Origin of the sequence: Pseudomonas sp. FSL R10-1339 (assembly GCF_009600545.1) — a bacterium.
GTDB lineage: Bacteria > Pseudomonadota > Gammaproteobacteria > Pseudomonadales > Pseudomonadaceae > Aquipseudomonas > Aquipseudomonas bubulae.
The window spans coordinates 1-350 of sequence record NZ_WIVQ01000289.1; the positions used below are offsets into that span (position 1 = coordinate 1).

General features: G+C 57.4%; 2 tRNA genes. Both read right to left on the reverse strand.

Annotated features, from left to right (window positions below):
* Nucleotides 1-147: 147 nt before the first annotated feature.
* Nucleotides 148-223: transfer RNA gene (locus tag GHO03_RS24830), tRNA-Ala, on the reverse strand.
* Nucleotides 224-273: 50 nt separating this feature from the next.
* Nucleotides 274-349: transfer RNA gene (locus GHO03_RS24835), tRNA-Glu, on the reverse strand.
* Between the last annotated feature and the right edge of the window lies 1 nt (nucleotide 350).

Sequence of the window (350 nt, forward strand, 5' to 3'; positions counted from 1 at the left end):
CCCCTAGGGGACTCGAACCCCTGTTACCGCCGTGAAAGGGCGGTGTCCTAGGCCACTAGACGAAGGGGACACAAACCCTTCTAACAGTGATCAGCACTGAGTGCTGATCGATCCAATGCCAGTGTGGCCCGACATTGAACTGTAAATTGGTGGAGCTAAACGGGATCGAACCGTTGACCTCTTGCATGCCATGCAAGCGCTCTCCCAGCTGAGCTATAGCCCCGATTTATCGCCTGGCGGCGGAGCATCACCGAAGTGCTGCTTCTGTAAAACTGGCGTCCCCTAGGGGACTCGAACCCCTGTTACCGCCGTGAAAGGGCGGTGTCCTAGGCCACTAGACGAAGGGGACA